The sequence below is a fragment of the Parendozoicomonas verongulae genome (assembly GCF_009711465.1).
In the GTDB taxonomy this organism is placed as follows: domain Bacteria; phylum Pseudomonadota; class Gammaproteobacteria; order Pseudomonadales; family Endozoicomonadaceae; genus Sansalvadorimonas; species Sansalvadorimonas verongulae.
In genome coordinates this window covers 1-216 of the sequence record NZ_SMME01000042.1, presented here as the reverse complement: position 1 = coordinate 216, position 216 = coordinate 1, and the positions used below count along the sequence as shown (strand labels likewise).

1 protein-coding gene is annotated in these 216 nt (G+C 57.9%); it reads left to right on the top strand.

The window, feature by feature from the left end; all coding sequences use genetic code 11:
• Positions 1 to 216 (top strand): hypothetical protein (locus E1189_RS21940; RefSeq protein WP_196220776.1); only part of this gene is annotated, 216 nt, incomplete at both ends.

Below are 216 nucleotides of genomic sequence, written 5' to 3'. Positions count from 1 at the left end.
CGTGAGCGTGGCTGGTGGCACCTATACCGATCAGGGCAACGGGGAGTTCGGGCATACCAGCGGGAGCAATCCATTTGACCGGGTCACCATTGATTACGAGTCCGGGCAGATTGACCTGTACAAGACCACTGGCTCCTATACCTCCAGTGGCTCGGCCAGCTATCGCCCCGGTGCTGTACTGACTGGCGACATGGTTTCGGCTGAAGAAGAAATCAC